Raw genomic sequence first — 24,186 nt, forward strand, 5'->3', positions numbered from 1 at the left:
AAACTACAATTTCAACAAATTTTACATTACTTATTGACATTTAATAGTTTGTCTTATAATCATCTTCTAGAGTAAATACAACATTGTCTTCGATCCAATTACGGCGAAGCTCTGCCTTATCTCCCATTAATTCATTCACTCTTTTTTCAGCCATCATCGCATTTTCAATGGTCACACAAAGTAAAGTTCTTGATTCAGGATTCATTGTGGTATCCCAAAGCTGAGTGGCATTCATTTCACCAAGACCTTTATATCGTGTAATGGTGTAACCATTTTTTAATTCGTTTTTTTTCTCATCTAATTCTTCATTTGTATATAAATAGTATTCTTTACCCGCCTTGGCAATCCGATATAGTGGTGGCAAGGCAATATACAACATTTCATGCGTAATTAAATCACGCATATAACGATAGAAGAATGTCAATAATAAGTTTTGAATGTGAGCTCCATCATCATCGGCATCGGTCATGATAATGACTTTATAGTAGTTTGAATCTTCAGCCGTAAAATTTGCACCTACACCAGCACCTAAAGCATGAATAATGGTATTTAATTCTTCATTCTTTTCGATAGCTTCAAGACTTGCCTTTTCTGTATTCAATACTTTACCACGCAAAGGAAGAATTGCTTGGTATTTTGAATCACGGCCCTGTTTTGCAGAACCACCCGCAGAATCTCCTTCGACTAGATATAATTCTTTTCTTCTGGCATCCTTACTTTGAGCCGATGCCAACTTTCCAGATAACACTCTTTCCGAACGATTTTTTCCTTTTCCATTACGAATATCGGCACGCGCTTTTCTTGCGGCATTACGAGCTTGAGCTGCCTTGATGATCTTACGTACTAGAGCATTGGCAACCTCTTTATTTTCTTCCAAGAAGTAACGAAGGTTTTCCGACACCACCGTTTCTGTTGCTGGCTTAGCTTCTGGAGTACCTAACTTTTCTTTGGTTTGCCCTTCAAATTGTAGATAATCTTCTGGAATTGTCAGATTGATGACTAATGTCAAACCTTCTCTGACATCATTCCCTTCAAATCCTTTATCTTTTTCTTTTAAGAAACCATTCTTACGAGCATATTCATTAAAGACTTTCGTAAAAGCTTGTTTCGCACCTGTTTCATGAGATCCGCCATCACGCGTACGAACCATGTTTGTGAATGAGAAAATGTTCTCTTGATATTCATCTGTATATTGGAAACATCCTTCTACAATGATCTGGTTACTTTCACCTCTAAAACTAATTGGATCATGCATTGGTGTATGATCTTGATTTACTTCTTCAATAAAGGCTTTTAATCCATCTTCATATTGGTAAACGACTTCTCTTTCCTCTTTTCGCTTATCGCGTACAATCATTTTTAACCCTTTTAATAAGAAAGCATCTTCTTGGGCTCGTTCACAAATGGTTGAATATGAAAAGTGAACCGATTTAAAAATAGATGGATCCGGTTTAAAGGAAACAATACTTCCGGTATGATTGGTTTTTCCTACTTTTTCAAGTTTTCCAATCTTACTTCCCCCGTTTTCAAAAGTCATACTCCATACATCTTTTCCATCATGTACCATAACTTTGCACCATGTACAAAGAGCGTTCACAACACTTGCACCTACACCATGCAAACCTCCAGCACTTGTATAGCCTCCATGACTTGTAAATTTACCACCAGCATGCAGAATGGTAAAAATAACTTGAAGTGTACTCACCCCTGATTTATGTTTTCCAACAGGCATTCCACGCCCGTGGTCTTCTACTGTAACACTGCCATCTTTTTCTAGTATAATTGTGATTTCATCGCCATAGCCATTTAAAGCTTCATCAATCGCATTATCGACAATTTCCCATACTAGATGATGCAGACCTTTTGAATCGGTAGATCCAATATACATTCCTGGACGCTTTCTTACGGCATCCAAACCTTCTAAAATAACGATACTACTTTCATCATATTGTTGTTTTGGCATACTATCCCTACTTTCCAACGTAATTTTTATTATATCAACAAATCAAAAAAAGTGCACATAAATTCCGTCAAATCCATCTCATTATACGCGCCGTATAGACACTATACATGTACATTTCAGGCATTTAACATACCTCATACTTAAACTATTTCAAGAGTTCCCATCATACTTTCTTGATTGTACCTAAATTCATTAAAGTGAGTTTCAATGCTCATTTTTGAATATATATTTTAAATCCACACTATTTATGTCAAATTATTAATTTTTCCATACAATTCTCGACTAAGTCGATCAAAACTGCTAAAATAAATTTCGAGGTGGAAGAGATGAAAACTATTTTATGTGTTTTTTTAGGTTACTTATTAGGATCTTTACCCTTCGCATTGATCATTGGTAAAGTTTTCTATCATACAGACATTCGCCAATATGGCTCAGGAAATCTAGGTGGAACGAACGCAGGAAGAGTTCTTGGAAAAAGAGCGGGAATTTCTGTCATTGTGTTTGATGTATTAAAAGTTGTTCTTGCGATTGCGATCGCAACACTAGTATCGAAAGTGGCTGGTATCTGGACAGGACTTGCCTGCTGCATCGGACATTGTTATCCAATCTTCGCAAAATTCCATGGAGGAAAAGCTGTTAGTACAATGTTCGGCTTCTTGTTTTCTACAAGCATCTTCTTATTTCAAGACGCAAGCTACTTACTTGTACCATTTGGCATGTTTCTAGTTGTCCTATATCTATTTAAATATGTATCTTTGGCCAGTATGTGTGCAGCCATCGCAAGCAGCTTATATATTACGGCATTGATGCTAGGATTCAACGTGGAAAGTATTTCAGTTATTGTCGCAAGCTGGCTAATGACAGTTCTTGTGATTTACAGACATCGTACAAACATTGAAAAAATCAAAAAGGGTACAGAAAATACAATTTCATGGTTATAGAAAGTTTTTTAAGAAACTTTCTTTTTTTTATGTCTTTTTCACATTGGAATCGTATCATAGTATGTATGAACTATTTATACTACGAATACAAATCCAGTACTGTTTGCACTGTTAAAGAAGATGAAAAGTTATACTACAAGAGTTTAAGCACGCAAAATTATTTAAACGAAAAATGCTTATTAAATGGATCCACCCTTAAAGGAAGGCAAGAAGCCTTTGTGTATCAAATGAAAGTTAAAAAATATATTCCTGTTGTTGTATCCATTTCAAGAAAGGAGATCTACTTTCCCAACAAATCAAAAAAAGCACATGACTGTATCTGGATCAATTATGCCAATATTAAAGACGTCACTTACTTTGAGTCCACTTGCACAATCACATTTCATGATGGTTCCAAACTCGATTGTGAGCATCCCAAACGAATTCAACAAACGCTAAAACAAATTTTCCGCTACCTAAATAAAAATACACCGGATTAACCGGTGTATTAGTGGCAACCTCCACCACATGATGAACAATCATGTGAGCAACTTGATTGTTGCATTTGTTCTTCATGACGAAGTGTATTTACGCCAAGACCCTCAATACATACTGTGGCATTATCGACTAAATTCGATACTTCCACAATTGTACATGCTGGGAATGGTTCATCGACAAAGTTTTTGAATGTATTCAAGAATGCTTCTTTATCCTCGATATTCTTTAAATACACAGTGAACTTCACAACATGGTGAAGCTGTAAACCATAGTTTGATAAAACATCAATCACCTTATTGATAGCTGTAATTGTCTGTTCCTGAATGCTTTCACCAAGTCCAGTCTGACCACTTAAATAAAAGAAGTCTCCTAATTGAACCATATTTGAAACACAAGATGTTCCCTCTTGTTTTCCTGCTGATTTTAAAAATATATTCATAGTACTAAATTCCTTTCTTCTCCTATTATATAGAATCTACGTCATCTTCTAAAGTGTTTTGCACTAAAATTTCTCTAGGCTTACTTCCTCTTGCAGGACCAATGATACCATTTGCCTCTAAAACATCCATCAATCTTGCCGCTCTAGAATAACCCACAGAGAACTTTCTTTGAATCAAAGACGTACTTGCCTTTCTAGATGCAATCACAAAACGCTTCACTTCCTCATACAAAGGATCGGCCGTAACATTTCCCGCTTCATTTCCTTGATTTTGTAAATCTTTTAATTGAATAAAGGCATCATCATATTTTGGTCTGGCCTGCGATTTCACAAATGCACAAATGTTATTAACTTCTTCATCCTTAATAAAGACACCCTGGATACGACGAGGACTCGTCTCACCATTTGGTAAATACAACATATCTCCATTTCCTAGTAAACGCTCTGCTCCAGCTTGATCCAAAATCGTTCTTGAATCGACAGCTTGTGATACCGCAAACGCAATACGACTTGGAATATTTGCCTTAATAACACCTGTAATGACATCCACACTCGGTCTTTGTGTGGCAACAATCAAATGAATACCTGCGGCACGAGCAAGTTGTGTAATTCTTTGAATACTTGCTTCAACTTCTTTAGCTGCCACCAACATCAAGTCGGCTAACTCATCAATAATAATCACAATACGAGGCAATACTTTTAAATGATCATTCTCATGATTTTTGACATACTCATTATATGCCGTAATATTACGAACACCTAATTCACCAAACAAGTCATAACGACGGTCCATCATTTCTACAATGACCTTTAATGCCTTATTGGCAAGATCACCATCCGTAATCACTGGTGATAATAAATGTGGTACATCATTATATGGAGTAAACTCTACTTTTTTAGGATCAATCAAAACTAATTTTACTTCATCTGGCTTTGTTCGCATTAAAATAGAAGAAATAATCGCATTGACACAAACCGATTTACCACTACCCGTAGCTCCTGCAATCAATAAGTGTGGCATACGATTTAATTCCCCATAGACATTATTTCCCATTAAGTCTTTTCCTAAACAGAAAAGTAACTTTTTATCTTTCATCGAATCCGGTATTGTACGCATCAAATCCTTCATCTGAACACTTGTCTTTTCAACATTTGGAATTTCGATTCCAACACTTGCCTTACCCGGGATTGGTGCTTCAATACGAATATCCTTAGCCGCAAGCCCCATCTTGATATCATTTTGTAAGTTACTGATTTTATTCACACGAACACCAAGTTCTGGCTTGATTTCAAATTTTGTGACACTTGGACCAATATGAATCTGTACAAGCTTAGCCTCCACACCAAATTCATGTAAGATCTCAATCAGTTTTTCACCTTTTTCCTTCGCTGTAGTCACATTCGCGTTGGATCTTGATTTTCTTTCCATATCCTCTAAAACATTTAATTTTGGAAGCTTATAGTTTTTAAAACCTGAATTTTCATCCGCAACATAATGTTTAGGTTCAACCCTTTCTACAATACCCTCATTGACAACAGGAACTTCTTTTTTGGTCTCTACAGGACTCGGTTCATCATCCACATCCACCATAAAGCTTGGCTTTCTAGGTTCTAAATCACAAATAATCAAAGGCTCATCCATTTCTTTTTCTTCATCCACAGCATCTGGTTGTAATGGTTTTACAGGATCGGCATTAATAATTTGAAAACTCGATTCATTTGTATCTACATCTTCAAAAATAAAGTTTTTACGATCAATCGAAACAGGTGTTTCCTTGATTGGAGCACTCTTCATTACTTTTTTAGGTTTTCTTTCAAAACCTACAATTTTTTCATAACCAAGCATTAAGATAGCTAGCACAAAAAACAGTAGTACCATGACATAGGTTCCAGAATAATCGAATAATGACTGAAAAAGACATAGCAACAAAGCTCCTGTTAATCCAGAATATATTTTCAAATGACCTGTAATAATATTACCGGCATTTTCCATAATATATTTTAAGCCATAGCTACCTGGGTGTGGTTTAAACTCTATAATTGAAGAAATCAAACTTAAGCCAAGTGCCAAAAATAAGATTCCAAACATATAACGCTTACGAATCACAGGCTGTTCCTTATGGAAAATAAGAACGGCACACAAGGTAGCATTCAAAATAAATAATCCATTTGTTAAAGCTCCAAATAAGAATTCAAAGAAATGTTTTAAAAAAGCTCCTACAATGCCAAATTCTAAAACGACAATAAAACTAATACATATCATACAAATAAGGAAACACAAACGAAATAAGTTTGAGTGCAACCAAGACGTTTGTGTTTTCTTTTTCGTAGATTTTCTTCGTGTTGTTTTTTTTCTGGCTTTTGCCATACTTACCCCACTTTCTACTTATTTAAGTTTATTTCTAAAATAACCGGTAAAATCATCGGTCTTTTTGCGGTTTGTTTATAAAGATATTTAGAAACCTTATCACGAATCAAGTTCCGCGTTTCTAAATTGTCATACGTTTTATTTTCAACCGCCTCGTTGATCGTATCTTCCATAATTTTAGCTACATCACCCGTGATGTATTCTGCATCACGCAAATAGATCAATCCACGACTTTGTACATCTGGACCATTAATGATTTTCTTTGTCTTTGCGTTGATACCAATTGCTAAAATCATGACACCATCCGTACTCAAAGTTTCACGATCTTTTAATACGACACCCGCCATATCCCAGTTTTCTTTTCCATCGATCATTGTTTCATGGAGCTCTAATTCTATGGCGCAAGAAACCAATTTACGATTTTCAAAAGTGGCAACCTGTCCATTATCTAAAATGATAATGCGGCTTGGATCATATCCCATTTCACCCGCAATCTGTGAATTCATGTGCAACAAACGATATTCCCCTTTGATTGGAATATAGTATTTTGGTTTTGTAAGGAAGATCATCATTTTCAAATCCTCTTTACTAGGGTGCATACTCAAAACATTCTTATCTAAGACGATGATTTCACCCTCTTTTTTGTACATGTCATTTTCCATGCTCTTGAATTCATTTTCAACACCAGGTACAACTGGACTTGCGACCACAATGACATCATCCTGATCAAACACAATAGATTCTAATTCATTGTTGGCAATGTTGTTGATAGTTTTGAATAAAGATTTACCTTGCCCTGAAATGATTACGACAACATCTTTCATTGAGTTATCAAAATCAGCTGGATCAATCACTAAAGAAGGATCCATCTCATACCCAATTTCTTTTAATCGTCCTACTAAATCACGTAATTCTTTTGAATAGAATACCATCTTACGACGACTTGCCATACAACAATCAATGATTTCCTGAATACGATATACACTTTGTGTATACACACTCACAAAGACACGCTTATTTTCATGTGTTTCTAAAACCTGTAAAAGCTTAGGGGAAATACGATGACTCGGAGAAGTGTGTCCACTTCTTTCTGCCCCTTTACTTTCCTGCAACAAAACCAATACACCTTCGTTACCAAGTTCTGAAATCGTTGTGAAATCAGCACGATATGCATCATCTAAATCATCATAGTCTTCAATAAATTCACCAGAATATACAATATAGCCTTGATTTGTACCAATCGCTAAACCAAATGTTCCTGGATACGCATGCGTAATTGGGAAGAAAACAACTCTTCTTTTGCCGATACGCTTTTTGTCATTACGCTTTACAGAATGTACACGCACACCTGTAATATGTTCCTGACGAATCATTTTCTGTACTTCTTTTACAGCTAATGGAGCGGTATAAACATCACAAGGGACTTGTTTTAATAAATATGGTAAAGCTCCCATTACGTCATCATGACCATGCGTAATAAAAATACCCACAACACGATTTTTATTTTCAACTAAATACGTAAAATCCTGAATAATAAACTCGATACCTAATGACTCCTTGTTGTCAGGAAACTTGATACCCGCCTCTATTACATAGATGGATTCATCCACCTCCACACAGAATAAATTTTTACCATCTTCATCTAAACCACCAAGGGCAAAGATACGGATTTTTTCAGTTAATGAAGGAATTTTTTCTTCTTTCATATTATCTCCTTTTAAATAGTATTATTTTTCTAAATTATATCACACCGCAACGCCATCTAAAGAGAAACTTTTCGCCTCTGTAATTTTAACTTCTACAAAATCTCCAGGCTGAATATTTTCACCTTTAAAGTTAACTAATTTTTGGGTGTCTGTATATCCAGAATATACCTTTTCATTCTTCTTACTTAAGCCATCCACTAATACGGTAACAGTACGACCAACATAAGCTTTATTCTTTTCTAAAGCCAAATCATTCCATGTTTTATTTAATTTCGCTAAACGCTTTCTCTTTGTCTCCATATCAATCGAGTCATGCATACGACTAGCTGGTGTACCAGGTCTTGCTGAGAAAATAAATGTAAAGGCATTGTCGTATTTACAATAACGAACCACATCTAGAGTGTGTTCAAACTGCTCATCGGTTTCATTTGGGAAACCAACAATGATATCTGTTGAAACAGAAACATTTGGAATTGTATTGACAATCTTATCATATAAAGCTAAGTATGATTCTTTTGTATAACGACGACCCATTAACTTAAGTACATCATCATCTCCTGATTGTAGTGGCAAATGAATAAATGGCATGATATTGTCATATTTTGCGATTATATCAATCATTTCTTCAGAGAAATCCCAAGGGTGACTTGTTGTAAAACGAACACGAGGAATGCCAATTTTAGCAACTTCTTCTAATAATGTTGCAAAATCCTGTTCATTATCCATATCTTTTCCATACGCATTTACGTTTTGTCCAAGCAATGTGATTTCCTTATAACCCTCATTCTTAAGTTGTTGAACCTCTTTTAAGATTTCAGACATCTTACGTGAACGCTGTTTACCACGAGTATAAGGAACAATACAATATGTACAGAATTTGTCACAACCATACATAATATTGACCCAAGCCTTGAATGTTCCAAAACGGTGTACCGGTAGATTTTCGTAAACCTCTCCTTCTTTAGAGTAAATCTTTACAACTTTTTTACCCTCAACCATACAACTATAAAGCATGCTAGGAAGCTCTTGAATATTGTGTGTTCCAAACAATAAACGAACTTGAGGATATTTCGTTAATAAAGTTTCAACTAAACCTTCCTCTTGTGCCATACATCCACAAACACCAATCACAAGATCTTTGTTTTCGCGATATAAACGTTTGAAGTTACCAATCTCACCCAATACTTTTTCTTCCGCATTTTGACGAATTGCACAAGTATTGATAATTATGACATCACTGCCTTCAGCCGTTTCATTAGGTACAAATCCTAGTTCATCTAAAATACCAGCCAATGTTTCACTATCACGCTCATTAGCCTGGCAGCCATATGTAGAAATAAAATATTTTTTTCCTCTTCCCATCATACGAGCCGCTTCAGGAATATTAAATGTATCAATACGATCTATTGTATTTGTAGTACGCTTTTGTGCTTCTTTTAAATCGGGTAATACCCATCCTGGTTTTTGTTTCATGTGATCTCCTTTCGAAAAAAAATGCCAAGCACTAAGCTTGGCAAATGTGTTAAAATTTGAATTACTGGTTGATTGCTCCAACAGGGCAAGTTCCTACGCATGAACCGCAGTCGATGCAAGTTCCTTCGTCACAAACTGATTTTCCTTCATCGTCTAATGAAAGAGCTCCTACAGGGCATCCTCCTACACAAGCACCACATCCGATGCAAGCATCTTTATCGATATTTACTGCCATTGTTATTTCCTCCTTGTTTATTAATTTATACTCAAATTATAACTATAACCAAGTAGTGAATCAAGACAGTTTAGTAAGTGTAGGCTTACCGTAATTCATTTACCAAACTAAAAAATTGAAGTCGGGACTAAAGCCCGACATTTTTATTTTGCGTATTCCTGGGCACGTGTCTCACGAATAACATTAACTTTGATTTGACCTGGATATGTCAATTCAGATTCAATCTTATCACGAATATCACGAGCTAATTTTACACAAGTCAAGTCATCCACGTGTTCTGGATTTACAAGTACACGAATTTCACGACCTGCCTGAATCGCAAACGCATTTGAAACACCCTCAAATCCATTTGCAATTTTCTCTAAGTTTTCAAGACGGTTGATATAAGCCTGAGCACTTTCTTTACGTGCACCAGGTCTTGCAGCACTAATTGTATCTGCTGCGATAACCAAATGACTAGTCAAGAACCTAGGTTCTACATCCCCATGGTGTGAGTGGATCGCATTTAACACAATTTCTTTTTCACCATGCTTCTTACAGAACTTGTATCCCAATTCAACATGAGATCCATCTTGCTGCTCAATATTCAATGCCTTACCAATATCGTGCAACAATCCAGCACGTTTGGCAATTTGCTGATTCAATCCAAGTTCAGCTGCCATGCATCCAGCGATATAAGCAACTTCCATAGAATGCTGCAAAGCATTTTGTCCATAAGAATAACGATATTTTAATGTACCAATCAATTTTACAATTTCACGATCAATACGACCAATCCCCAATTTAAAGATAGCTTCCTCACCAGCCTTCATGATCTCTTGATCAATTTCATTCTGGTATTTCTTAACAACATCTTCAATTCGTCCCGGTTGAATTCTTCCATCACGAATCAAGTGTTCCAAAGCTAAACGAGCCACTTCACGACGTACTGGATTAAAACATGTAATTGTAATCAAATCTGGAGTATCATCGATGTTTAATTCAACACCTGTTGCCTGTTCAAAACAACGAATATTACGTCCTTCACGACCAATGATACGTCCCTTCATTTCTTCACCAGGTAAAGAAACAACACTGACTGTCTTTTCTTGAGTTTCCTGCTGAGACATACGCTCAATAGCTAAGGCAATGATATTCTGCGCTTTTTCATTGGCAGTAGCCTTTGCCTCATCCTCTTTATCTTTGATATACGCAATTGTTTCATGTTCCATTTTCTTTTCCACAATCGCAAATAATTCATCTTTTGCTGCCTGGCTTGACATTTTGGCAACACTTTCTAAAACGACAACTTGTTTGTCGATTTCTTCTTGTAATTTCTTCTCTTTTTCGTCTAATGATGTCAGTTTGTCAGCAACACTTTTCATCTTTTCATTAATCTGACGCTCTTTTTGATTTAACGCTTCATCACGAAAATTCAAGTTATCTTCTCTACGCAATAACTTGTTCTCTAATTCCATTGATTCTTGTTTACGTTCTTTAATTTCTTTTTCAGCTTCTACGCGCAAATCATGAGCCTGTGTCTTTCCGTCTAACACAGCTTGTTTTACACGTGATTCCGCTTCATTTTGAGCTTCTTTTAAAATCTGTTCTGCTTTTTGCTGATTCTTATTTAAACCTGCTTTGGAAAGTCCGACCATACAGCCAGATCCAATCGCAAGACCTGCGACACCAGACAAAACGATCCATAGTACATCCATACTATTTCCTCCTTTTCGTCCTTTGTTCTAGGTAAAACCAAAAATATTATACACGAAAACAGGTATAAAGTCTATCAACTCAACATCCAAAATAAAAGATGTTTGCCTAGACAAACATCTTATAATAAAGCACGAATCGCAAAGAAGATCAAAACAAATGCACCTAATACGATTCGATACCATCCAAATACTTTGAAATCGTGTTTTTTTATGTATGACATTAAGAAGCGAATCACAAAAATAGATACAAAAAATGCCACAACCATACCAATCACTAGAATAAAGAATTCTAGAACACTAAACGCAAACCCAAATTTCACCAACTTCAATAGACTCGCTCCAAACATAACTGGAATCGCTAAGAAAAAAGTAAATTCTGCAGCTACTGCACGACCAACACCAATCATCAATCCACCAACAATTGTAGCCCCTGATCTTGAAGTTCCTGGAAGTACAGCTGCCACAACTTGAAACAAGCCAATAATCAATGCATCTTTATAAGATAAAGCAGATAAACTATTTACACTAGGACACATATCTTTATTACGGTTTTCAATATAAATAAACGCAACACCCACTAAAATCAACATAATCGCTACGACAAAGCCATTATATAAGTGTGCATCGATCCAATCATCCAATGCCAAACCAATAATTGCCGCAGGAATTGTAGCTACTAAAATCTTAGACCATAAGATCCAGATAGATTTCACAGAAGTATATTTTCCTTCTTTATTTTTTCTAAATGGGAAAATTTTATTCCAGTATAAAACAACAACCGCAAGAATGGCCCCTAACTGGATTACGACAAGAAACATACCCCAGAATGATTTTGATACATTCATAGGCATGATTTCTTCTAATAAAATCATATGTCCTGTTGAACTAATTGGAAGCCATTCGGTAATCCCCTCAACAATACCATACAATATCGATTTTAAAATCTCGATCATACTATCCTCCATACTACAGAAAAAGCCAGGAAATCCTGGCTACATTTTTACTTTTCAACGATTTGTTTGCCGTTGTATTCGCCACAAGAGCACATCTTGTGAGCAAGTTTATATTCACCACAATTTGGACAACGAGTCAACGCTGGTTTCACCAATTTGTAATGTGTTCTACGTTTTGCTTTACGTGTCTTTGAATTTCTTCTCTGTTGAACTGCCATGCTTGCACCTCCTAGTCATCATCCAGTTTGAAATCATTTAGTTTTTCCCATCGTGGATCAATTTTTGGCTCTTCTTTATCTTGATCCGATAAAAGCTGCCAACCATCTCCCTTTGGATATTGATCTCGAGGTAAACGAGTGATACTCATTGGAGCCTCATATAATATCGCCTGGAAAATCTCTGGGTTAATATCGATTGTCTCTTTTTTCACCACGATAATTTCCTGATCTTCTGCATCCTGTACAGGAACAAAAGAATACGTTTGTTGCGACTCCGCCTCAAATGGAAAATCAATATCTTCGTTTGTGATGGAATCTAGAACAATCATCGTTCCATCCATTCTCAAATCACTCGATACGAAATTCATTCCGTCAAACTCTAATGCACCCGTAACATGTACATCTGGAATAGACTTGACAGAAGTATGATGAAGCAGATCGTTTTCTTCAACCGCAATCCACTCATCAATTTCAATAATATGGTTTTTTGCATTTAAGAAGTCTTTTCTATTAAATTTCACGATCTTCACCTCATGTCGCATTTGATATTATAATAAAAGTAATTGATAAAGTCAATATTTCCACAAGAAAAAGATTTTGATATCATAGTGAATATGAAAACATGTGGAATTATTACAGAATATAATCCTTTTCATCAAGGACATATCTATCATATCAAAAAAACGAAAGAATTAACACAATGTGATTGTTTAATTGCGATTGTTTCCAATCATTTTACACAGCGAGGCCTTTTTAGCCTATTAACTATGCAAGATAAAACTAAACTAGCCCTCGAAGCCGGATGCAATCTAGTCATTGAGCTTCCTCCTTGTTATGCAGCACAAAGTGCGGATTACTTTGCCAAATACGCTGTTGAGTCTTTAAGTCAATTACATATTGATCAAATCTGTTTCGGTTCTGAAACAAACAACATCAGCACTCTAAAAGAATATTCGAAACAAATGGAATCTACTCAAGTGGTTCCATCTTTAAGCATGAATCAAAATCTATACACCAAAAATATTCGTCCTAATGATATCTTAGGCATTCAATATATCAAACAATGCGAGAAATACGGTATTACCCCTTGCACAATTGCTCGTAATGATTCTTTTAAAAGTGCTACGCAAACACGCAAAGAATACCTTGAAGGCATTTCTCAATTCAATGATGCCTATTTTAATTCAAGCCAAACATGGGATACGTATTATCCATATCTAAGAAAATTCTTACTTTTAACTGACACACGTACTTTATCCACATACTTTCTAGTTAATGAAGGCATTGAATATCGCTTAAAAGAAAATGCCAAAAAATATTTGAATTGGGAAGATTTTCTATTGGCATCCATTTCTAAAACATACACAAAAGCACGCATTCAAAGAACTTGTATGTTCATTTTACTTCAAATCACAAAAGCACAGATGCAAGAAAACAACCATTTCAATCAAGTTATTGTAGCAGGCTTTGATTCTATAGGACAAGAATATTTAAAAGGTAAACGTGTCATCACAAAATTTAAAGAATTGCCTAAATTTCTACAAGACATTGAACTCAAGAGTCAATATTTATCTTTTGATTCGTTTAAGGCAAGAAAGGTGATTTATTATGATCGTTAGTATATGCATTTTAATCCTTCTTGTATGTATATACATCTATTTTTTTCCTTTTATCCCAAAGCAGAAGAAACACTATACGTACGCATTATTACTTGGATGTCCTGCTCATGATGATGGAACCATGTCTTCAAGTCAAATCAAAAGATGCAATCTTGCGATTGACATGTATAAAAAGGGGCTATATGGTACGTTAATTATCTCTGGGTCAAATGTAAAGAATGAGTATGTAGAAGCTGAAGTTATGAATACTTACATAAGGAAAAGAGTGGAAATCCCGACCATTCTTGAAACACACGCAAGAAATACCTTTGAAAACTTCAAGTTATCTAAAAAATATATTCAAGAGCAAGATGTGCTCATTCTGGCATCCCAAACGCACGCCAAAAGAGCTTGTGCAATTGCCAAGCAATTCTTTTCAGATTATGGCTGTGCCTGGTTTAAAGATTTAAAACCAAAACACATTATAAGAGAAATTGTTTCGCGTATTCTTTATATCAAAATTGAAATACTAAAAAAATTAGGAAGGTACTAAAATACCTTCCTATTGAATTGTACGAATGACTTCATTGACGCTTCGTACTTTTTTTAAGTTCGCAATTAAATTTTGTAGATGCGCTGCATTCTTTACTTCAACCGTTAGTTTTGTGGTTGCCTCTAAATTTCCTTCATCCACAGCCGAATCTACATGTTTTAAATAGACATTACACTGCTGCAAAGTTGTCACAATATCACTCAATAAGTAGTTACGATCATCACTATGAACCACCAAATTGACTTCATATTGTTTTTCATCTAAGCCCTCTTCCCATTGAACAGGAATCAGACGTTTCTTTTCATTCAAGATATTTGGACAATCCGCCCTATGGACCTTCACACCTTGGCCTTTAGAAATATATCCAATAATTGGATCACCCGGAATAGGTCGACAACAATTTGCCAAAGAAACCGCAATTGTATCAACACCTGGAACAACAACACCACAATTTGAATGTTTCACTTGGTGAGATGGCTGCTTATTGTAGATCTTCATAATTTCCTGATCTTCCAACATATTCGAACGATTCTTCACCAAACGATCCACAATGGACTGCAATGATACACGCTTCATCGCAATACCTACATATAGATCATCCACACTCTTAAATGACAAAGATGTTAAAATCGACTCTAAACGTTTTGTTTCCATTAATTTTGAATCCAGCTTCAAACGTCTAAACTCATCTTCAAGCATCGATTGACCTAGCTTAATGCTGTCCTTGCGTGACTGCTGCTCTTGTTTTTGTAAGAAAGTACGAATCTTATTTCGTGCATGCCCACTCTTAACAATTTTAATCCAGTCTGCACTTGGACCTACAGAGTTGTTGTTAGTTAAAATATCAACAACATCTCCCGTTTTTAATGGCGTGTTCAAAGGTACAATAGCTCCATTGACTTTAGCACCAACCGTTTTATTACCAACCTCCGTATGGATTCTGTACGCAAAATCGATTGGACAAGAACCTGTAGGTAACGCAATAACTTTACCTCTAGGGGTTAAACAATATACATTTGCTTCAAAAATATCTTTTTGAAGTACATTCATATATTCAAGTGGATCTTCACTCTCTTCATCGGTCATCATAGAGAAATCTCTAAACCAAGAAAGTTTATCCTCAATCTCTTTTTGTTCATACTCAGGCGCATAATTACGATTTTCTTTATACTTCCAGTGCGCTGCAACACCTCGTTCGGCAATCGCATCCATTTCTTCAGTACGAATCTGGATTTCAAAAATATTACCATGTTCCGGCTCTACAATCGTCGTATGCAAAGACTGATACATGTTGGCTTTTGGCATCGCAATATAATCTTTAAAACGACCAGGAATCGGTCTATATTTGGCATGAATATAACCTAATATTTCATAACAATGCACCACTGAATCTGTAATAATACGAATTGCTAATAAGTCTAAAATTTCTTCAAAACGCTTGTTTTTTGTAACCATCTTTTTATAGATGCTATAGAAATGTTTAGAACGGCCAAAAATACGATATTGAATATTATACTCTTGTAAAATCGATTCAATATCCGAAATCATTTCTTGAACTTGACTATTACGATCACTTTCACGTTGTTTTACCAACCCTTTGATTTCCTCATACTTCTTATAATCCAAGTATTTAAAAGACAAATCTTCCAACTCGTTTTTTATTTCACTGATACCTAAACGGTGTGCAATCGGTGCATATACGCTCAAAGTTTCACGCGCAATCTTCTTTTGTTTTTCCGGACGCATATACTGCAACGTACGCATGTTATGTAGACGGTCCGCTAATTTAATCAAGATGACACGAATATCTTTGGCCATCGCAATAAACAACTTACGATGATTGCTAGCCAGATATTCTTCTTCATCTTTAAACTTGATGGCACCAATTTTTGTAACTGCATCCACCAAAGTTGCGATTTCTTCACCAAACAATTCTATAATCGTATCTGTGGTTATGCCTTCACAATCTTCTACCGTATCATGTAAAAGACCAGCCGCAATCGTTTTAGGGCCACAATGCATTAACGCTAATGTATTCGCCACCTGAATTACGTGAATGACATAAGGCTCTCCACTTTTACGAAACTGCACTTTATGGTGTTCATAGGCAAAATCATATGCCTTTTGTATCAACTCAATATTTTCTGGGCGTTTTATATATGTCTGTACATTCTCCATGCACTCTTCAAAAGTAACTTGCTTTTTCTGACTCATAATCACTGCGCCCCCTTTCCTAAATTAAATTCTTTATTCTCCCTCAAAATGTGTTAAAGCACACACTGGAATATCTTTAAATTTTTCTCTTCCTTTTAAATCATCCAATTCGATCACAAAAGCTACACCGACAACACTTGCCTGCATACGCTCAACCATTTTAATAATTGCTTCTACAGTACCTCCTGTAGCCAATAAATCATCGATAATCACAACTTTTTGTCCAGGTAAAATGGCATCCGCATGGATACAAAGCTCATCTTGACCATATTCTAGATCGTACGTTTCATTCACTGTTTCTCTAGGAAGTTTTCCTGGCTTTCTAACTGGCACAAAACCAACATTATTCTCTAAAGCTACTGGCACACCAAATAAGAAACCACGAGCTTCTGGGCCAATCACAACATCGGCACCAATACTTTTCACAAAGTCATTGAATTGATCTACACAATAACGCATCGCATTCGCGTTTTGTAGAATAGGTGTTACATCTCTAAAAACGATTCCTTCCTTAGGAAATCCTGGAATACTCTCAATATAATCTTTTAAATCCATACTAAACCTCTTTCTAATTGATTCCATTTTACTACGCATATACAATCTCATCAATCACAAAATTTACCTGTTTACGACCCTGATATTGATTGATTTGAACAGTTCCAATAAATGAATAAATCGCATTTACACTTTTTTTATACTCCGCTTCACTCTGGTTAAACCGCATACACTGCAAGCCAGAATCTAAAGTATACTTGCGATGTTTATGATTTTGAAAATCATATAAACTTTTAATTTTTGGCTGAACGATTTCAAAACTAGGAAACACAAAACCTGGGCCAAACGGTCTAAGTATATCTAAAGATTGTATGGTTTTTAAGCTTAATTCTTCATCATCTATGACTAATGTATTTTTCTTCTTTACACTATACGTATATTCCTTGATACGTGTATGAATAAATTTTTCAAACAAATCATATTCATTTAGATTCAAAGAAAAACCAGCTGCATTTCCATGTCCGCCAAACGTCACAAAATGTGGATATTCACCTAAAAAATCCATACAGTTAAAGCCCTCTGGACTTCGCATACTTGCCTTATACCCCTGCTCATTTTTTGCCAAGACAATACAAGGCTTATTAAAGCTAGCACAAATCGATCCAGCAACTAAACCAATGATTCCCTCATGAAAGCTTGCATCTTCAATCATAAAGATATCTTCATTGCCTTTGCACTTCATCAAAGCTGTTTTTTGCATCTGATCCGATAATTGTTTACGAATCGTATTGATCTGTGTAATCTGCTGACCCAACGTAAAAATACTCTCATCATCCTGCGCTAAAAAATAACGAACGACATTGTTCACATTCGCAAGATTACTTAATCTTCCAATCGCATTTAATTTTGGGACCACCTGAAAACCAATACTCGTTTCATTTACCTCACGATCGGTAGCTAATGAAAATATATGTTTTTCATGCGTTTGATTCATCAAACGTAAAGCATTTTGAATTAAAGCACGCGTCTGCCCTTTCACAATCATCATATCTGAAATACTCGCAAGGCCTGCTAGCTGTAAAAGATAGTCATTGTCAACTCCTAATACACGCATACATTCATAGGCAACACCAGCTCCACATAATGTTTCAAAACAAGATTCCATCAATGTTGGATGCACTACAATATCGCAATTCACCTCTTCATCCATTGTATGATGGTCAGTTACAATTACATCCATACCCAATTCTTTAGCCAACGCTAAAGCTTGGGTACTTTTAATTCCATTATCCACTGTAATTATCAAAGAGTAACCTTTTTTGTGTGCGAGTGTAACTGTCGCCTCACTTAATCCATACCCCTCTTTGATCCGGTCTGGAATATAGAAACCACACTCAAGACCTAGTTGTCTTAATCCTGAAACCATAATGGTTGTTGCGCTGATACCGTCACAATCATAGTCACCGGCAACGATTACTTTTTCACAATTCGAAACAGCTTGTGCTATACGCTTTTTAAACCTTTCCATACATGCAGATTCAGAAATTGAGTTTAGAGGCTGACTCGTTGTCCAATATTCCCATTTTGATGTATCGGGCTCTAAAAATTCTAATACTTTTTTTGTTAATTCTGTCATTTGTTCCATGTTAATTATTATACCATATATTAAAATGTTCACAGACTATTAATCTGTGAACAATTCTTTCTGATAAGGAATTTGAAGATGCTCATACGCTTTAGGCGTTACAATTCTTCCTCTTGGTGTACGATTGATAAAACCAATCTGTAATAAATAGGGCTCATATACATCTTCGAGTGTCATCGGCTCTTCTCCAATACTTGATGCGATTGCTTCAAGCCCGACGGGACCTCCTTTAAATCTTTCAATAATACCCTTTAAGTATTTGTGATCAACCGCATCCAAACCTAAATGATCCACACGAAGTCGGTCTAGAGCTGTTTTGGCAATTTCACTTGAAACCACACCCTCATTATAGACTTGTGCAAAATCACGCACACGTCTAAACAAACGGTTTGCGATACGTGGAGTCCCACGTGAGCGTAAGGCTATTTCTGTGACAGCATTTTTATCAATTTCCGTATTCATAACACAACTTGTACGATAAACAATTTTTTCTAAGTCCGATAAATTATAGTACTCCAATTGGGAAATGATTCCAAAACGATCACGTAAAGGAGCACTTAAATCTCCGGCACGAGTTGTGGCACCAACAAGTGTAAAAGGTGGTAAATTAATACGGATATTGTGTACCGTAGCCGAATCTTTACCTACCACAATATCTAGACAATAATCTTCCATAGCTGGATACAACACTTCTTCTACTTGTTTCGGTAAGCGATGGATCTCATCAATAAATAAGACATCTCCTGGTTCAAGCGTCGTAAGAATCGCAGCTAGATCTCCACTTTTTTCAATCGAAGGACCACTGGCTGTTTTAAGATTTCCATGCATTTCATTAGCAAGAATATATGCCAATGTTGTTTTTCCAAGTCCAGGAGGGCCGTAGAATAAAACATGGTCCAAAGCTTCATTTCTAGATCTTGCCGCATGAATGAACACATTTAGATTTTCTTTTAATTCTGATTGCCCAATATATTCATTTAAACTTTGCGGACGCAACGTCTTTTCAAAGTTATCGCACTCTTGTAAATTTCCATCTACATCTCTAGGCATTTATCTTATACTCCATTTCTTTTTGCGAGTAAGATCAATGCTTGTCTTAGCATTTCATCTTCTCCTAATTCTGTATTTTCTAATTCCTTTTTAATTTTCGTTAATTGATTTGTCTTATATCCAAGTGATAAAAGCGCATCCTGAACTTGGCCCCACACTGGATTTGATGTAGCACCATCACTGGTTTCCAAAGATACAAACTTACCTTTTAGATCTAGAACAATTTGTCCTGCCGTTTTTGCACCAATACCAGGTAAAGACTTAAGTTTTTTGATATCATCATTTTCAATGGCTTCAATCATTTCTTTTCCCGAACATACCGACAACATAGTCTGTGCTGTTTTAGGACCAATGCCTTTCACATTGATCAAACGCATAAACACTTCATAGTCTTCTTCTTTTAAAAAGCCAAACAACAAGATTGCATCCTCACGTACATGTTGATACGTATAAAGAAACAATTCATCTCCCATTTTTTGACTTAAGGCATTTGCCAGATAAACTTCGTAGCCTACCCCCTGCACATCCAATACAACACGATCACTTCGAATAATTCTTACAACGCCGTTCACAAACGCAATCATATTACACCTCAACATCTAATTCTACAGGACAATGATCGGAACCATATACATCCGTCAATATCTTGGCATCCACAATTTTATGTTTTAATTCCGGTGATACCAACCAATAATCAATTCTCCATCCCGCATTCTTTTCGCGAGCCTTAAAGCGATAACTCCACCAAGAATATTCCACTTTTTCAGGATACAAAGTACGGTATGTATCTACAAAATGAGACAATAAATACTTCTTAAAGCTATCTCTTTCCTCATCTGTAAAACCTGCATTCTTATGATTTGTCTTTGGATTTTTAATATCGATCTCTTCATTGGCCACATTAAAATCACCACAAGCCATAACTGGTTTATCCAATGATTCTAAATAGGTACTAAACGCTTTATCCCATTCCATACGATAATCTAAACGCTTTAGCCCATCTCCTGAATTTGGTGTATAAACAGTCACAACATAATATGCAGGATATTCAAGCGTAATCACTCTTCCTTCTGTATCATGTTCTTCCATATCCATTCCATAACGAACCGACACTGGTTCTTCTTTACAGAAAATCATTGTTCCACTATAGCCTTTTCTTTGTGCGCTATTTATATATTGATACGGATATAATTCACAATCCACTTCAATTTGATCGGGTTGTGCCTTCGTTTCTTGAATACAGAAAATATCTGCGTCCAAAGCATAAAGAATTTCCACAAAATCCTTCTTTAATACGGCACGAATCCCATTTACGTTCCACGAAATACATTTCATAAAAAAAACACCTCAGAAGCATTATACCACACCAAAAGAAAAGGCTACACAATGTGTAACCTTAGTTTTCAATAAATTCAAATTCAAAGCCTAATAAACGTACTGTATCTCCATCTTGACATCCAGCTTCTCTTAAAGCTGTATCAATTCCAAGATAACGCATTTTATTGGCAAATAGATAGAAGTCTTCTTCTGTATTCAACTTATTGATGTCAAATACACGCTCAAGTCTAGGACCTGAAACATTCCATACGCCATCCTCTTCTTTTTCAATAATGATGTCTTTCTTCTTCTCTTCAAATGTATACATAACACCTGTCTCACCTGTATCTTCCGTAATTGGGAATACTGGTGTTGTCGCAAGAAGATCGGCGGCTTTTCTTAGTACCGGCTCTAAGCCTTCATGAATAATCGTTGTTGTTTCATATACTGGGATATCTGGATATTTTTCTTTAAAACGACGAACATTTTCTTCGGAATTTTCCATATCCATTTTATTTGCAACAACAATTTGTGGTCTTTCCAATAAACGAATCTGATAAGACTTCAACTCATTATTAATGACTTCATAATCATTTAATGGATCTCTTCCATCTTCTGCACCCATATCAATAACGTGAATAATAACACGACATCTTTCAATGTGACGCAAGAACTGGTGACCTAAACCTTTACCATCACTTGCTCCTTCAATAAGTCCTGGTAAATCGGCTAGCACAAAGCTTCTGCCATCACCCGTTTGAACAACTCCAACATTTGGTGTGATTGTCGTAAATGGATAATCTCCAATTTCTGGGCGCGCTTTACTAACGGCATCTAGGAATGTGGATTTTCCTACACTAGGAAATCCTACCAATCCAACATCGGCAAGTACTCTTAGTTCTACAATACAATCAAATTCTTCACCCAATACACCTTGTTCTGCATATTTTGGTGCTGTATTGTGGCTTGATCTAAAATGCCAGTTACCACGACCTCCACGACCACCATGTGCTACAACTTGTCGTTGATGTGGTTTTGTCAAGTCAGCAAGTACTTGATTATTATCACTTCTCTTTACAATCGTTCCTAATGGAACTTTTACTACTTTATGTTCTCCATTGGCTCCATGCATCTTTTTGTTTTTACCTTTTTCACCCGGAGTAGCGATCACCTTACGGTGATACCGTAAATCTAAAAGTGTTGTCATTCCTGGATCGGCTTCAAAAATGACATTTCCACCGTTACCTCCATCGCCTCCAAAAGGTCCACCATAGGCAACATATTTCTCATGGCGAAAACTTACTAAACCATCTCCACCTTTACCTGCTTTTATATGAACTTTGACCTGATCTACAAACATATATACCCTCCTTTCTTTCTCATTAAAAAAGATCCCAGCAACGGGATCTTAAATTTCACACTTGTTAAGCTTGTGGATAAACAGAAACTTTCTTTTTATCTTTACCAAGACGTTCGTATTTAACAACACCGTTAACTAATGCGAACAATGTATCATCAGCACCACGTCCTACGTTAGTTCCTGGATGAATTTTTGTTCCACGTTGACGATAAATAATGCTTCCTGCGTGACAAGATTGTCCATCAGCTAATTTAGCTCCTAAACGTTTTGAATGAGAATCACGACCGTTCTTTGTAGAACCAACTCCCTTTTTAGAAGCGAATAACTGTAAGTCTAATTTTAATAACATTTTTTACACCTCCTGTACTTGTATGTATTTAGGATAACTCTCTTCAATACTTTGAAACTGAACCAATAGCGTATTCAATATGATTTGTAGTTCAGTACATTCCGTATTGTTTATTTCTAATTCAACATCCCCTGCATCTACTTTATAAGAAATGAAACTTAAATAGCCAAGCTGTGCGATTGCGTTAATACCACCAATAATAATGGTACTGGCTGCAGAACAGACGATATCTTTTCCATACTGATCATACTCAGCATGTCCCTGCATAGAGATCAATGAAATCCCATGTTCATCTCTAGCAATTTTAATTTTAATCATAATTAAGCTTCGATAGCTTCAATTTTTACACGAGTGTAAGGTTGACGGTGTCCTTGTTTACGACGTGTTGAAGATTTTTTGGCTTTATATTTCACAATAGTGATTTTCTTTCCTTTGCCTTGTTTTTCAACAACACCAGTTACCTTTGCACCTTCTACGAATGGTTTACCAAATTTTCCATTAGCGTATAATACTTTGTCAAATGTAACTGTGTCTCCTTCGTTAGCTTCTAATTTTTCAACGAAGATAACAGCATCCTTTTCAACACGGATCTGTTTTCCACCAGTTTCGATAATTGCGTACATGTGTGCACCTCCTATTCATTCTTTTTTTCACATTTAGCTTGATACTCGCCATCAAGGTGTGAATTTTCAACTTAAAACCTTTTCTGGGCGGTTGCAAGTCCATACACGGAGTTTGCAACATTGATATTTTAAAGGATATAAAGCAATACGTCAAGTTAAATTTCTATTTTTAGCTCTATGTCTCAATAGGTAAATTCTAATTTATATAAATCTTTCTTATAGGATGTCGAATGACTGTTTTCCATTTTTCCGGTGTAACCTTTCTTGCATCCGACAAATATATTTCATGATGTAGTCTTTGACTATTCATATCATTCGCATATCCATTTTGTTTTAAATATTCATCCATAAGTGCAACTGTAGCTGGTTCATCATCAAAAGATCCTAAGTGCATGATTTGAACACATAAACCTTCATCAATCGTCAAAAACTCTGCCGATGAACAATCTATTTTTTTCTTTGGCTCTGTCACAACAAATGGTTGATTTTTGACGAGAAATAGCGTACAATAA

25 protein-coding genes and 1 other annotated feature are annotated in these 24,186 nt (G+C 35.9%); of the genes, 4 read left to right on the forward strand and 21 right to left on the reverse strand.

Going from position 1 to position 24,186, the window contains the following annotated elements; all coding sequences use genetic code 11:
- Positions 1-40: 40 nt before the first annotated feature.
- Positions 41-1,963 (reverse strand): DNA topoisomerase IV subunit B, encoded by a 1,923-nt coding sequence (gene parE, locus LJE08_RS07665; RefSeq protein WP_227402848.1) that lies wholly within the window; start codon positions 1,961-1,963, stop codon positions 41-43.
- Between the two features lie 326 nt (positions 1,964-2,289).
- Between parE and plsY the strand changes: the two genes are divergently transcribed.
- Positions 2,290-2,904, forward strand: a complete 615-nt coding sequence (plsY, locus tag LJE08_RS07670) for a glycerol-3-phosphate 1-O-acyltransferase PlsY (RefSeq protein WP_227402849.1) — start codon at positions 2,290-2,292, stop codon at positions 2,902-2,904.
- Between the two features lie 65 nt (positions 2,905-2,969).
- Positions 2,970-3,383, forward strand: coding sequence for a competence protein ComK (locus LJE08_RS07675; protein WP_158567625.1), 414 nt, complete (start codon positions 2,970-2,972; stop codon positions 3,381-3,383).
- A gap of 8 nt (positions 3,384-3,391) precedes the next feature.
- Here the strand turns inward: LJE08_RS07675 and LJE08_RS07680 are convergent, their stop codons facing one another.
- The 9 genes from LJE08_RS07680 to LJE08_RS15300 form a co-directional block, all read right to left on the reverse strand.
- A complete protein-coding gene (locus LJE08_RS07680; protein WP_117572211.1) occupies positions 3,392-3,820 on the reverse strand; it encodes a RidA family protein in 429 nt (142 codons plus the stop codon).
- Positions 3,821-3,845: 25 nt separating this feature from the next.
- The gene (locus tag LJE08_RS07685) at positions 3,846-6,188 is read right to left on the reverse strand and encodes a DNA translocase FtsK (protein WP_227402850.1); all 2,343 of its coding nucleotides are present in this window, start codon (positions 6,186-6,188) and stop codon (positions 3,846-3,848) included.
- Between the two features lie 14 nt (positions 6,189-6,202).
- Positions 6,203-7,894, reverse strand: a complete 1,692-nt coding sequence (locus LJE08_RS07690; protein WP_117926072.1) for a ribonuclease J — start codon at positions 7,892-7,894, stop codon at positions 6,203-6,205.
- A 39-nt stretch (positions 7,895-7,933) separates the two neighbouring features.
- The gene (gene miaB, locus LJE08_RS07695; RefSeq protein ID WP_186999091.1) at positions 7,934-9,367 is read right to left on the reverse strand and encodes a tRNA (N6-isopentenyl adenosine(37)-C2)-methylthiotransferase MiaB; all 1,434 of its coding nucleotides are present in this window, start codon (positions 9,365-9,367) and stop codon (positions 7,934-7,936) included.
- A 61-nt stretch (positions 9,368-9,428) separates the two neighbouring features.
- On the reverse strand, positions 9,429-9,602 hold the full coding sequence (locus tag LJE08_RS07700; protein ID WP_040466055.1) for a 4Fe-4S binding protein: 174 nt from the start codon (positions 9,600-9,602) through the stop codon (positions 9,429-9,431).
- A gap of 143 nt (positions 9,603-9,745) precedes the next feature.
- On the reverse strand, positions 9,746-11,299 hold the full coding sequence (gene rny, locus LJE08_RS07705) for a ribonuclease Y (RefSeq protein ID WP_227402851.1): 1,554 nt from the start codon (positions 11,297-11,299) through the stop codon (positions 9,746-9,748).
- Between the two features lie 119 nt (positions 11,300-11,418).
- Entirely contained in the window at positions 11,419-12,252 is an 834-nt protein-coding gene (locus LJE08_RS07710) for an undecaprenyl-diphosphate phosphatase (RefSeq protein ID WP_117926065.1), read from the reverse strand.
- Positions 12,253-12,299: 47 nt separating this feature from the next.
- Positions 12,300-12,470: a 50S ribosomal protein L32 gene (gene rpmF / locus LJE08_RS07715; RefSeq protein ID WP_003864180.1), complete on the reverse strand. Its 171-nt coding sequence runs from the start codon at positions 12,468-12,470 to the stop codon at positions 12,300-12,302.
- Between the two features lie 11 nt (positions 12,471-12,481).
- Positions 12,482-12,991: a YceD family protein gene (locus tag LJE08_RS15300; protein WP_227402852.1), complete on the reverse strand. Its 510-nt coding sequence runs from the start codon at positions 12,989-12,991 to the stop codon at positions 12,482-12,484.
- 42 nt (positions 12,992-13,033) lie between these two features.
- Here LJE08_RS15300 and LJE08_RS07725 point away from each other — a divergent pair, with 42 nt between their 5' ends.
- Entirely contained in the window at positions 13,034-14,089 is a 1,056-nt protein-coding gene (locus tag LJE08_RS07725; RefSeq protein WP_227402853.1) for a nucleotidyltransferase family protein, read from the forward strand.
- The gene (locus LJE08_RS07730) at positions 14,079-14,621 is read left to right on the forward strand and encodes a YdcF family protein (RefSeq protein ID WP_217256285.1); all 543 of its coding nucleotides are present in this window, start codon (positions 14,079-14,081) and stop codon (positions 14,619-14,621) included. Before LJE08_RS07725 ends, LJE08_RS07730 begins: the two co-directional genes overlap by 11 nt.
- Before the next feature lie 9 nt (positions 14,622-14,630).
- Here LJE08_RS07730 and LJE08_RS07735 read toward each other — a convergent pair whose 3' ends face one another.
- From LJE08_RS07735 to LJE08_RS07785, 11 genes are all read right to left on the reverse strand, one after another.
- A complete protein-coding gene (locus LJE08_RS07735; protein WP_227402854.1) occupies positions 14,631-16,835 on the reverse strand; it encodes a bifunctional (p)ppGpp synthetase/guanosine-3',5'-bis(diphosphate) 3'-pyrophosphohydrolase in 2,205 nt (734 codons plus the stop codon).
- Between the two features lie 33 nt (positions 16,836-16,868).
- Positions 16,869-17,390 (reverse strand): adenine phosphoribosyltransferase, encoded by a 522-nt coding sequence (locus tag LJE08_RS07740; protein WP_158567644.1) that lies wholly within the window; start codon positions 17,388-17,390, stop codon positions 16,869-16,871.
- Between the two features lie 31 nt (positions 17,391-17,421).
- Entirely contained in the window at positions 17,422-18,975 is a 1,554-nt protein-coding gene (locus LJE08_RS07745) for a DHH family phosphoesterase (RefSeq protein WP_186999095.1), read from the reverse strand.
- Between the two features lie 39 nt (positions 18,976-19,014).
- Positions 19,015-20,025 (reverse strand): Holliday junction branch migration DNA helicase RuvB, encoded by a 1,011-nt coding sequence (ruvB, locus tag LJE08_RS07750; protein ID WP_227402855.1) that lies wholly within the window; start codon positions 20,023-20,025, stop codon positions 19,015-19,017.
- A 5-nt stretch (positions 20,026-20,030) separates the two neighbouring features.
- Positions 20,031-20,609, reverse strand: a complete 579-nt coding sequence (ruvA, locus tag LJE08_RS07755) for a Holliday junction branch migration protein RuvA (RefSeq protein WP_186999096.1) — start codon at positions 20,607-20,609, stop codon at positions 20,031-20,033.
- Between the two features lies 1 nt (position 20,610).
- Entirely contained in the window at positions 20,611-21,360 is a 750-nt protein-coding gene (locus LJE08_RS07760) for an exodeoxyribonuclease III (protein ID WP_227402856.1), read from the reverse strand.
- Between the two features lie 61 nt (positions 21,361-21,421).
- Positions 21,422-22,702, reverse strand: coding sequence for a GTPase ObgE (gene obgE / locus LJE08_RS07765; protein ID WP_227402857.1), 1,281 nt, complete (start codon positions 22,700-22,702; stop codon positions 21,422-21,424).
- Between the two features lie 64 nt (positions 22,703-22,766).
- Positions 22,767-23,051, reverse strand: coding sequence for a 50S ribosomal protein L27 (gene rpmA, locus LJE08_RS07770; protein ID WP_003864191.1), 285 nt, complete (start codon positions 23,049-23,051; stop codon positions 22,767-22,769).
- Between the two features lie 3 nt (positions 23,052-23,054).
- Positions 23,055-23,369: a ribosomal-processing cysteine protease Prp gene (locus tag LJE08_RS07775; protein ID WP_117926605.1), complete on the reverse strand. Its 315-nt coding sequence runs from the start codon at positions 23,367-23,369 to the stop codon at positions 23,055-23,057.
- A 2-nt stretch (positions 23,370-23,371) separates the two neighbouring features.
- Positions 23,372-23,674 (reverse strand): 50S ribosomal protein L21, encoded by a 303-nt coding sequence (gene rplU / locus LJE08_RS07780; RefSeq protein ID WP_227402858.1) that lies wholly within the window; start codon positions 23,672-23,674, stop codon positions 23,372-23,374.
- 31 nt (positions 23,675-23,705) lie between these two features.
- Positions 23,706-23,777, reverse strand: a sequence feature (ribosomal protein L21 leader region).
- Between the two features lie 93 nt (positions 23,778-23,870).
- On the reverse strand, positions 23,871-24,186 hold a 316-nt coding region (locus tag LJE08_RS07785; protein WP_227402859.1), incomplete at its 5' end, for a GyrI-like domain-containing protein.

The organism is Holdemanella sp. DFI.5.55 (genome assembly GCF_020593575.1).
Taxonomy (GTDB): Bacteria; Bacillota_I; Bacilli_A; order Erysipelotrichales; family Erysipelotrichaceae; genus Holdemanella; species Holdemanella hominis.

Excerpts from the sequence above, each read along its gene's own strand:
- parE (WP_227402848.1), bottom strand. The coding sequence starts at position 1,963 with ATGCCAAAACAACAATATGATGAAAGTAGTATCGTTATTTTAGAAGGT.
- plsY (WP_227402849.1), top strand. The coding sequence starts at position 2,290 with ATGAAAACTATTTTATGTGTTTTTTTAGGTTACTTATTAGGATCTTTA.
- LJE08_RS07675 (WP_158567625.1), top strand. The coding sequence starts at position 2,970 with ATGAACTATTTATACTACGAATACAAATCCAGTACTGTTTGCACTGTT.
- LJE08_RS07680 (WP_117572211.1), bottom strand. The coding sequence starts at position 3,820 with ATGAATATATTTTTAAAATCAGCAGGAAAACAAGAGGGAACATCTTGT.
- LJE08_RS07685 (WP_227402850.1), bottom strand. The coding sequence starts at position 6,188 with ATGGCAAAAGCCAGAAAAAAAACAACACGAAGAAAATCTACGAAAAAG.
- LJE08_RS07690 (WP_117926072.1), bottom strand. The coding sequence starts at position 7,894 with ATGAAAGAAGAAAAAATTCCTTCATTAACTGAAAAAATCCGTATCTTT.
- miaB (WP_186999091.1), bottom strand. The coding sequence starts at position 9,367 with ATGAAACAAAAACCAGGATGGGTATTACCCGATTTAAAAGAAGCACAA.
- LJE08_RS07700 (WP_040466055.1), bottom strand. The coding sequence starts at position 9,602 with ATGGCAGTAAATATCGATAAAGATGCTTGCATCGGATGTGGTGCTTGT.
- rny (WP_227402851.1), bottom strand. The coding sequence starts at position 11,299 with ATGGATGTACTATGGATCGTTTTGTCTGGTGTCGCAGGTCTTGCGATT.
- LJE08_RS07710 (WP_117926065.1), bottom strand. The coding sequence starts at position 12,252 with ATGATCGAGATTTTAAAATCGATATTGTATGGTATTGTTGAGGGGATT.
- rpmF (WP_003864180.1), bottom strand. The coding sequence starts at position 12,470 with ATGGCAGTTCAACAGAGAAGAAATTCAAAGACACGTAAAGCAAAACGT.
- LJE08_RS07730 (WP_217256285.1), top strand. The coding sequence starts at position 14,079 with ATGATCGTTAGTATATGCATTTTAATCCTTCTTGTATGTATATACATC.
- LJE08_RS07735 (WP_227402854.1), bottom strand. The coding sequence starts at position 16,835 with ATGAGTCAGAAAAAGCAAGTTACTTTTGAAGAGTGCATGGAGAATGTA.
- LJE08_RS07740 (WP_158567644.1), bottom strand. The coding sequence starts at position 17,390 with ATGGATTTAAAAGATTATATTGAGAGTATTCCAGGATTTCCTAAGGAA.
- LJE08_RS07745 (WP_186999095.1), bottom strand. The coding sequence starts at position 18,975 with ATGGAACAAATGACAGAATTAACAAAAAAAGTATTAGAATTTTTAGAG.
- ruvB (WP_227402855.1), bottom strand. The coding sequence starts at position 20,025 with ATGCCTAGAGATGTAGATGGAAATTTACAAGAGTGCGATAACTTTGAA.
- ruvA (WP_186999096.1), bottom strand. The coding sequence starts at position 20,609 with ATGATTGCGTTTGTGAACGGCGTTGTAAGAATTATTCGAAGTGATCGT.
- LJE08_RS07760 (WP_227402856.1), bottom strand. The coding sequence starts at position 21,360 with ATGAAATGTATTTCGTGGAACGTAAATGGGATTCGTGCCGTATTAAAG.
- obgE (WP_227402857.1), bottom strand. The coding sequence starts at position 22,702 with ATGTTTGTAGATCAGGTCAAAGTTCATATAAAAGCAGGTAAAGGTGGA.
- rpmA (WP_003864191.1), bottom strand. The coding sequence starts at position 23,051 with ATGTTATTAAAATTAGACTTACAGTTATTCGCTTCTAAAAAGGGAGTT.
- LJE08_RS07775 (WP_117926605.1), bottom strand. The coding sequence starts at position 23,369 with ATGATTAAAATTAAAATTGCTAGAGATGAACATGGGATTTCATTGATC.
- rplU (WP_227402858.1), bottom strand. The coding sequence starts at position 23,674 with ATGTACGCAATTATCGAAACTGGTGGAAAACAGATCCGTGTTGAAAAG.